At 70.2% G+C, this 8884-nt stretch carries 8 protein-coding genes; 6 read left to right on the top strand and 2 right to left on the bottom strand.

Going from position 1 to position 8884, the window contains the following annotated elements:
- The coding region (locus AC27VN_RS23810; protein WP_490878103.1) for a helix-turn-helix domain-containing protein at positions 1–221 on the bottom strand (221 nt) is incomplete at its 3' end.
- Between the two features lie 123 nt (positions 222–344).
- Here AC27VN_RS23810 and AC27VN_RS23805 point away from each other — a divergent pair.
- The 6 genes from AC27VN_RS23805 to AC27VN_RS23780 all read left to right on the top strand — a co-directional run bounded on the left by AC27VN_RS23805 (position 345) and on the right by AC27VN_RS23780 (position 7768).
- Positions 345–740 (top strand): acyl-CoA thioesterase, encoded by a 396-nt coding sequence (locus AC27VN_RS23805; RefSeq protein WP_208513781.1) that lies wholly within the window; start codon positions 345–347, stop codon positions 738–740.
- Positions 741–745: 5 nt separating this feature from the next.
- Positions 746–1903: a bifunctional 2-methylcitrate synthase/citrate synthase gene (gene prpC, locus AC27VN_RS23800; protein WP_203207517.1), complete on the top strand. Its 1158-nt coding sequence runs from the start codon at positions 746–748 to the stop codon at positions 1901–1903.
- Between the two features lie 120 nt (positions 1904–2023).
- Positions 2024–3004, top strand: coding sequence for a tripartite tricarboxylate transporter substrate binding protein (locus AC27VN_RS23795; RefSeq protein ID WP_490878102.1), 981 nt, complete (start codon positions 2024–2026; stop codon positions 3002–3004).
- A gap of 56 nt (positions 3005–3060) precedes the next feature.
- Complete coding sequence (gene acnD / locus AC27VN_RS23790) at positions 3061–5685, top strand: Fe/S-dependent 2-methylisocitrate dehydratase AcnD (protein ID WP_490878101.1); 2625 nt, start codon at positions 3061–3063, stop codon at positions 5683–5685.
- 12 nt (positions 5686–5697) lie between these two features.
- Complete coding sequence (gene prpF / locus AC27VN_RS23785) at positions 5698–6891, top strand: 2-methylaconitate cis-trans isomerase PrpF (RefSeq protein WP_490878100.1); 1194 nt, start codon at positions 5698–5700, stop codon at positions 6889–6891.
- Between the two features lie 16 nt (positions 6892–6907).
- On the top strand, positions 6908–7768 hold the full coding sequence (locus AC27VN_RS23780) for an isocitrate lyase/PEP mutase family protein (protein WP_490878099.1): 861 nt from the start codon (positions 6908–6910) through the stop codon (positions 7766–7768).
- On the opposite strand, the gene pdxR is transcribed toward AC27VN_RS23780, so the two are convergent.
- A partial coding sequence (pdxR, locus tag AC27VN_RS23775) for a MocR-like pyridoxine biosynthesis transcription factor PdxR (protein WP_490878098.1) occupies positions 7759–8884 on the bottom strand: 1126 nt, incomplete at its 5' end. The genes AC27VN_RS23780 and pdxR overlap by 10 nt on opposite strands.

Genomic DNA, 8884 nt, shown 5'->3' with positions numbered 1-8884 from the left:
GCCACCAGCCGCGCCTCCTCGTCCTCGGAGAACTGCTGGATGTCGACGCCGAGCGCGCGGCTGATCTTGAGCAGCACCGCCACCGTCAGCGGCCGCTGGTTCTGTTCGAGCTGGTTGAGGTAGCTGGGCGACAGCTCCAGCGCATTGGCCAGCGCCACCTGCGACAGGCCGCGCTCCGCGCGCAGGCTGCGCAGGCGCACGCCCATGAATGTCTTCTTCATCGTTTCGCCTTCGCTGCGAATGCGGGGAAATTCGCAAAATTTGCAAATTGGAGGATTGGGGTTCGCAAGAATTTGCCTTTTCAGCCCTTCTGCAAACCGCATTCTCTGCGTAGATTGCGAAGCATGACAACACCCGCTGGAACGACCGAACTGCGCGAACTGGTGCTGCCGGTGCATGCCAACCACCGCGGCACGCTGTTCGCCGGGCAGGGCCTGCAACTGATGACCAAGGCCGCCTTCCTGGCCGCGCGCGGCCTGGCGCAGCGCGAGGTGGTGATGGCCGGCGTGACCGGCGTCGACTTCCTCGCGCCGGTGCCGGTGGGCCACCAGCTGCTGCTGCGCGGCTGGGTCAGCCGCATCGGCCGCAGCTCGATGACCGTGTGCGTGACCGGCCTGGCCGACGTGCCGGGCGCGCCGGCCGAAGAAGTCCTCAAGGGCGTGTTCGAGATGGTGGCGGTCGACGCCGCCGGTCGTCCCGCCGCCATCGATCGCGCCTACCTCAACGAAGAAACCGCATGAACCCCATGACCGAAACCACCGCACCCGCGGGCTTCCGCCCCAAGAAATCCGTTGCCCTCTCGGGCGTGACCGCGGGCAACACCGCGCTGTGCACCGTGGGCCGCACCGGCAACGACCTGCACTACCGCGGCTACGACATCCTCGACATCGCCGAGGTCTGCGAGTTCGAGGAGATCGCGCACCTGCTGGTGCACGGCAAGCTGCCCACGCGCGCCGAGCTCAAGGCCTACAAGGCGCGGCTCAAGGCGCTGCGTGGCCTGCCCGCGAGCGTGAAGGAAGCGCTCGAGAGCCTGCCGGCCGGCGCCCACCCGATGGACGTGATGCGCACCGGCGTGTCGGCGCTGGGCTGCGTGCTGCCCGAGAAGGACGACCACAACCTGCCGGGCGCGCGCGACATCGCCGACCGCCTGATGGCCTCGCTCGGCTCGATGCTGCTGTACTGGTACCACTGGAGCACGCAGGGCAAGCGCATCGACGTGGAGACCGACGACGACTCGATCGGCGGCCACTTCCTGCACCTGCTGCATGGCCGGAAGCCCTCCGAGGCCTGGGTGCGCGCGATGCACACCTCGCTCAATCTCTACGCCGAGCACGAGTTCAACGCCAGCACCTTCACCGCGCGCGTGATCGCGGGCACCGGCAGCGACATGCACTCGGCCATCGCCGGCGCGATCGGCGCGCTGCGCGGCCCCAAGCACGGCGGCGCCAACGAGGTCGCGTTCGAGATCCAGAAGCGCTACGACAGCCCGGCCGAGGCCGAGGCCGACATCCGCCGCCGCGTGGAGGCCAGGGAAGTCGTGATCGGCTTCGGCCACCCGGTCTACACCGTGAGCGACCCGCGCAACGTGGTGATCAAGGGCGTGGCCCGGCGGCTGTCGGAGGAGGCCGGCTCGACCAAGATGTACGACATCGCCGAGCGGCTCGAGTCGGTGATGTGGGAGGTCAAGAAGATGTTCCCCAACCTCGACTGGTTCAGCGCCGTGAGCTACCACATGATGGGCGTGCCCACCGCCATGTTCACGCCGTTGTTCGTGATCGCGCGCACCAGCGGCTGGGCCGCGCACGTCATCGAGCAGCGCGTGGACAACAAGATCATCCGCCCGAGCGCGAACTACACCGGTCCCGAGGACCTGGCGTTCGTGCCGATCGAGGCGCGCGCCTGAGGCCGGAGGCAGCGGCGCGGTGAAGTCCTTCCAGGTCGATGTCGCTCGGAGCACACTCCGCGGTGCCGCCCCGCGGGGCGGCGCGCTCCCACATCGAACGACAACACTGGAGACAAGACCATGACGCTGAATCGCCGCGCCTTCTCGGCCGCCGCCCTGGCGGGCCTGACCCTGCCCGCCGCCACCCTCCGTGCCCAGGAGGCCTTCCCGAACAAACCTTTGCGCATCGTCTGCCCCTTCGCACCGGGCGGCGGCTCCGACTTCATCGCGCGCGTGGCGGCCAACGTGCTGACCCAGCAGCTGGGCCAGTCGGTGGTGGTGGACAACCGGCCCGGTGCCGGCGGCACCATCGGCACCGAGTACGCGCTGCACACGCCGCCCGACGGCTACACGCTGCTGCTGATCGCGGGCAGCTACACCGTCAATCCCTCGCTCTACAAGCTGCGCTTCGATCCGGTGGCCGAGATGACGCCGGTGATCCAGCTCTCCAAGGGCGCCTACGTGCTGTGCGTCAACCCGTCGAAGGTGCCCGCGAAGAACCTGCAGGAACTGCTGGCCTTCGCGCGCCAGAACCCCGGCAAGCTCACCTTCGCCTCGGCCGGCAACGGCAGCCACCTGCACATCGTGAGCGAGTACCTGTTCGGCATGGCGAAGGTCAAGGCCACGCACGTGCCGTACCGCGGCACCGGGCCGGCCGTCACCGACCTGGTGGCGGGCAACGTCGACATGCTGATCGCGGGCACCGAGGCGCTGATGCCGCACGTCCAGTCGGGCCGGCTGCGCGCCTTCGCCGTCACCACGGCGAAGCGGCTGCAGGCCTATCCCGACATCCCCTCGATCGCCGAGAGCGGCGGCCTGCCCGCGTACGACGTGGTGGCCTGGCACGGCCTGATCGCGCCCCGGGGCGTGCCGCCGTCCGTGCTCGCCAAGCTCAACGGCGCGCTCGACACCGGCCTGAAGGCGCCCGAGCTGGTCGCGAAGCTCGATCCCACCGGCGTGTCGCCGGCCGGCGGCAGCGCCGAGCAGTTCGGCGCGCTGATCGGCACCGAGATCCCGCGCTATGCCAAGGTCGTGAAGGACAACGACATCCACTCCGAATGAACCCCGCGCGGCCCCTCGCAGCGGGGCCGCATCGCTTTCCCGCCCGCTTCCCCACGATGACTTCAAGCCACAGAAAAAAACTCCCCGGCACCGCGCTCGACTACATCGACGCGCGCGCCGCCATCGAAGCGCTGCGCCCCGGCGCCTGGGACACGCTGTCCTACACCGCGCGCGTGCATGCCGAGAACCTCGTGCGCCGCTGCGATCCCGCAATCCTCGACGAATGCCTGCTGCAGATCGCCGAGCGCCGGCGCGATCGCGACTTCCCGTGGTTTCCGGTGCGCGTGGTCTGCCACGACATCCTGGGCCAGACCGCGCTGGTCGACCTCGCGGGCCTGCGCGATGCGATCGCGGCCGAGGGCGGCGATCCGGCCCAGGTGAATCCGGTGGTGCCGGTGCAGTTGATCGTCGACCACTCGCTGGCCGTGGAGTGCGGCGGTTTCGATCCACGGGCCTTCGAGAAGAACCGCGAGATCGAGGACCGGCGCAACGAGGACCGCTTCCATTTCATCGAGTGGACCAAGCGCGCCTTCGCCAACATGGAGGTGATCCCCGCGGGGAACGGGATCATGCATCAGATCAACCTCGAGAAGATGTCGCCGGTGGTTTACGTGCAGGACGGCCTGGCCTTCCCCGACACCTGCGTGGGCACCGACAGCCACACGCCGCACGTCGACGCGCTCGGCGTGATCGCGGTCGGCGTGGGCGGGCTCGAGGCCGAGAACGTGATGCTCGGCCGCGCCTCGTGGATGCGGCTGCCCGAGATCGTCGGCGTGGAGCTCACGGGCCGCCGCCAGCCGGGCATCACCGCCACCGACATCGTGCTGGCGCTGACCGAGTTCCTGCGCAAGGAAAAGGTGGTCGGCGCCTACCTCGAGTTTTACGGCGAGGGCGCGCGCAGCCTCACCATCGGCGACCGCGCGACCATCTCCAACATGTGCCCCGAGTACGGCGCCACCGCCGCGCTGTTCCACATCGACGAACAGACGCTGGCCTACCTGCGGCTCACCGGCCGCGAGGACGCGCAGGTCGCGCTGGTCGAGACCTATGCGAAGACCGCGGGCTTCTGGGCCGACGCGCTGGCATCCGCCACCTACGAGCGCGTGCTGAAGTTCGACCTCTCCGGCGTGGTGCGCAACATGGCGGGCCCGTCGAACCCGCACCGCCGCCTGCCGACCTCGCAGCTGGCCGAGCGCGAGATCGCCATCGGCCTGCACGAGGCGCGCCAGCAGGAGGCCGCGGGCCTGATGCCCGACGGCGCCGTGATCATCGCGGCCATCACCTCGTGCACCAACACCTCGAACCCGCGCAACGTGATCGCGGCCGGGCTGCTGGCGCGCAACGCCAACCGGCTGGGGCTGGTGCGCAAGCCCTGGGTCAAGTCCTCGCTGGCGCCGGGCTCGAAGGCCGTCGAGCTCTACCTGCGCGATGCCGGCCTGCTGGCCGAGCTCGAGCAGCTGGGCTTCGGCATCGTCGCCTTCGCCTGCACCACCTGCAACGGCATGTCGGGCGCGCTCGATCCGAAGATCCAGCAGGAGATCGTCGCGCGCGACCTCTACGCCACCGCCGTGCTCTCGGGCAACCGCAACTTCGACGGCCGCATCCATCCCTATGCCAAGCAGGCCTTCCTGGCCTCGCCGCCGCTGGTGGTGGCCTATGCGATCGCGGGCACCATGCGCTTCGACATCGAGCGCGACATCCTCGACGTGGTCGACGGCAAGGAGATCCGCCTGGCCGACCTCTGGCCCGCCGACGAGGAGATCGACGCGATCGTCGCCGCCTCGGTGCGGCCCGAGATGTTCCGCCAGGTCTACGAGCCGATGTTCGCGATCCATGCCGACCACGGCGAGAAGGCCAGCCCGCAGTACGACTGGCGTCCGCAGTCCACCTACATCCGCCGCCCGCCCTACTGGGACAGCGAGGGCGTCGGCGCGCTCGCGGCCAATCCGCGCACCCTGCGCGGCATGCGGCCGCTGGCCCTCTTGCCCGACAACATCACGACCGACCACCTGTCGCCGTCGAACGCGATCCTGCGCGACAGCGCCGCCGGAGAGTACCTCGCGAAGATGGGCGTGCCGGAGGAGGACTTCAATTCCTACGCCACGCACCGCGGCGACCACCTGACGGCGATGCGCGCCACCTTCGCCAATCCGCAGCTCGTCAACGAGATGGCGGTGGTCGACGGCGTGCAGAAGAAGGGCTCGCTCGCGCGCATCGAGCCCGAGGGCCGCGTGGTGCGCATGTGGGAGGCGATCGAGACCTACCTGAACCGTCGCCAGCCGCTGATCATCGTGGCCGGTGCCGACTACGGCCAGGGCTCCTCGCGCGACTGGGCCGCCAAGGGCGTGCGCCTGGCCGGCGTCGAGACGGTGGTGGCCGAGGGCTTCGAGCGCATCCACCGCACCAACCTGCTCGGCATGGGCGTGCTGCCGCTCGAGTTCAAGCCCGGCACCACGCGGCTCACGCTGGGGCTGGACGGCACCGAGACCTACGACGTGGTCGGCGAACCGGCCCCGCGCGCCGACCTCGCGCTGATCGTGCATCGCCGCAATGGCGAAGTGCTGCGCGTGCCGGTGACCTGCCGCCTCGACACTGCCGAGGAAGTGTCCATTTACGAGGCCGGCGGCGTGCTGCAGCGTTTTGCGCAAGACTTCCTGGCCGCGAACACCGCGGCCGCTTGAGAACCCATCACCATGGCATCCATTCCCCAGATCAAGATTCCCGCCGTCTATATGCGCGGCGGCACCAGCAAGGGCGTGTTCTTCCGCCTGCAGGACCTGCCGCAGGCCGCGCAACAGCCGGGCCCGGCGCGCGACGCGCTGCTGCTGCGCGTGATCGGCAGCCCCGACCCCTACGCCAAGCAGATCGACGGCATGGGCGGCGCGACCTCGTCGACCTCGAAGACCGTGATCCTCTCGCGCTCGACGCGGCCCGATCACGACGTCGACTACCTGTTCGGCCAGGTCTCTATCGACAGCGCCTTCGTCGACTGGTCGGGCAACTGCGGCAACCTGTCGGCCGCCGTGGGTCCGTTCGCGATCGCGCAGGGCCTGATCGATCCGGCCCGCGTGCCGGCCGACGGCGTGTGCACCGTGCGCATCTGGCAGGCCAACATCGGCAAGACCATCGTGGCCCATGTGCCGATCTCGCTCGGCCAGGTGCAGGAGACCGGCGACTTCGAACTCGACGGCGTGACCTTCGCGGCGGCCGAGGTGCCGCTGGAGTTCATCGATCCGGCCGACGAGGGGGAGGGCGATGGCGGCGGCGCGATGTTCCCCACGGGCAGGCTGGTCGACGACCTCGAGGTGCCCGGCGTCGGCACCTTCAAGGCCACGCTGATCAACGCGGGCATTCCCACCATCTTCGTCAACGCCGCCGACATCGGCTACGGCGGCACCGAGCTGCAGGACGCGATCAACGGCAACCCCCAGGCGCTCGCGATGTTCGAGACCATCCGCGCCCACGGCGCCGTGAAGATGGGCCTGATCCAGGACATCGCCGGGGCCGCGAAGCGCCAGCACACGCCCAAGGTCGCGTTCGTCGCGCCGCCGAAGGATTACGTCGCGTCCAGCGGCAAGCCGGTGCGCGCCGCCGACGTCGACCTGCTGGTGCGCGCCCTGTCGATGGGCAAGCTGCACCACGCCATGATGGGCACGGCCGCGGTCGCGATCGGCACCGCGGCCGCGATTCCCGGCACGCTGGTGAACCTCGCGGCCGGCGGCGGCGAACGCCAGGCGGTGCGCTTCGGCCATCCCTCGGGCAGCTTGCGCGTCGGCGCCGAGGCGCGCGCGGTCGATGGCCAGTGGGCCGTGACCAAGGCCCTGATGAGCCGCAGCGCGCGCGTATTGATGGAAGGCTGGGTGCGCGTGCCCGGCGACAGTTTCTGAAAAACGGATCCTCCCCATGTCCACCCGCAAGCAACTCAAATCCCTCGCCGAGGCCCGCCGCGGCCTGATCGTTCCGGGCGCCTTCAACGCGCTCTCCGCCCGCGTCGTCGAGGACCTCGGCTTCCAGGCGATCTACGTCACCGGCGCCGGCGTCACCAACATGTGGTTCGGCATGCCCGACCAGGGCTTCATGGGCCTGTCGGAGATCGCCGACCACACGGCGCGCATCCGCGATGCGGTGTCGGTGCCGCTGATCGTCGATGCCGACACCGGTTTCGGCAACGCGCTCAACGTGCGCCACACCGTGCGCACGCTCGAGCGCGCGGGCGCCGACTGCATCCAGTTCGAGGACCAGGTCGCGCCCAAGCGCTGCGGCCATTTCTCGGGCAAGGAGGTGATCTCCACCGAGGAGGCCGTGAGCAAGATCAAGGCGGCCGTCGATGCGCGCCGCGATCCCGACCTGCTGATCATGGCGCGCACCGACGCGGCCGCGGTCCATGGCTTCGAGGCCGCGGTCGAGCGCGCGCAGCGCTTCGCCGAGGCCGGCGCCGACATCCTGTTCGTCGAGGCCGTGACCAGCGCCGAGGAAGTCCGCGCGCTGCCGCGGCGTCTCGACCGGCCGCAGCTCATGAACATGGTGATCGGCGGCAAGACGCCGATCTTCAACGCAACCGAACTCGGCGAGCTCGGCTACGGCATCGTGCTCTATGCCAATGCCGCGCTGCAGGGCGCGGTGGCCGGCATGCAGAAGGCGTTGACGGTGCTGCGCGACGAGAAGGAAGTGCGCGAGTCCAGCGGCCTGGTCACGCCCTTCGCCGAGCGCCAGCGGCTCGTGGGCAAGCCCGAGTGGGACGCGCTGGAACAGCGCTACATCTGAAGCACCGCGGCCAGCAGCCGCACGCCCTGGTCGATCTGCTCGACCGTGAGGCTTGCATAGCCGAGGATCAGGCCGCCGCAACGGTTGCCGGTCGCCTTGCCCGCGTAGAGCGGCGACACCGGATAGACACCCACGCCGCGCAGCCGCGCCGCGGCGACCAGCGCCGCTTCGTCGCGCGGCCGCAGCCAGGGCAGCCACAGCACCACGTGCAGCCCGGCCGCCGTGCCCGCGACCTGCGCTTCGGCCGGCAGATGGCGCGCGATCGCCTCGAGCAGCGCCGTGCGGCGGCGCTCGTTCTCGCGCCGCACGCGGCGCACGTGGCGCTCGTAGGCGCCGCTGTCGATCAGGGCCGCCAGCACCCGCTGCTCGAGCAGCGGCGCATGCCGGTCGGCCATGCGCTTGGCCTGGCGGAACACCGGCACCAGCTCGGGCGGCAGCACCAGGTAGCCGAGCCGCATCTGCGGCGACAGCGCCTTCGAGAAGGTGCCCACGTAGAGCACGCGCCCGTCGGCATCGATCGCGCGCAGCGCGTCGATCGGGCGCTGGCCGTAGCGGAACTCGCCGTCGTAGTCGTCTTCCACGATCCAGGCGCGCTGCTGCCGCGCCCATTGCAGCAGTTCGAGGCGCCGGCCGATGGCGAGCACGCCGCCGAGCGGGAACTGGTGCGAGGGCGTGACATAGGCCAGGCGCGCGCGGCCGTCGCGCGGCAGCGCGGCCGTGTCCAGGCCCTGCGCATCGACGGGCACCGGCAGCAGCGTCGCCCCCGTGGCCTCGAAGCAGCGCCGCGCCATCAGGTAGCCGGGGTTCTCGAACACGAAGGCATCGGCCGGATCGAGCAGCAGCCGCGCGCACAGGTCGATGCCCTGCTGCGAGCCCTGCACCACGACGATCTGCCCGGCGTCGCAGACCAGCCCGCGCGCGCGCCGCAGATAGCCCTGCAGCGCGCGCCTCAAGCCTTCGTCGCCTTCGGGCGGCGCGTAGCTCAGGCTGCGCTGCTGGCGCAGCAGCTCGGCCTGGTAGGCGCGCCGCCAGACCAGCGCGGGGAAGTCGCGCGAGGCGACCGCGCCATAGAGGAAGTCGATGCGCGCCGGCTCGCTCGGCGCGGCCGCTGGTGGC

This window comes from Variovorax sp. 20P10.2.4, from assembly GCF_058244205.1.
Note: the sequence above shows the minus strand (reverse complement) of the source record. Positions and strands in the feature narration are given on the sequence as shown.

What these genes read in the sequence shown, in the direction of transcription:
- AC27VN_RS23805 (WP_208513781.1), top strand. Translation starts at nt 345, where the DNA reads ATGACAACACCCGCTGGAACGACCGAACTGCGCGAACTGGTGCTGCCG.
- prpC (WP_203207517.1), top strand. Translation starts at nt 746, where the DNA reads ATGACCGAAACCACCGCACCCGCGGGCTTCCGCCCCAAGAAATCCGTT.
- AC27VN_RS23795 (WP_490878102.1), top strand. Translation starts at nt 2,024, where the DNA reads ATGACGCTGAATCGCCGCGCCTTCTCGGCCGCCGCCCTGGCGGGCCTG.
- acnD (WP_490878101.1), top strand. Translation starts at nt 3,061, where the DNA reads ATGACTTCAAGCCACAGAAAAAAACTCCCCGGCACCGCGCTCGACTAC.
- prpF (WP_490878100.1), top strand. Translation starts at nt 5,698, where the DNA reads ATGGCATCCATTCCCCAGATCAAGATTCCCGCCGTCTATATGCGCGGC.
- AC27VN_RS23780 (WP_490878099.1), top strand. Translation starts at nt 6,908, where the DNA reads ATGTCCACCCGCAAGCAACTCAAATCCCTCGCCGAGGCCCGCCGCGGC.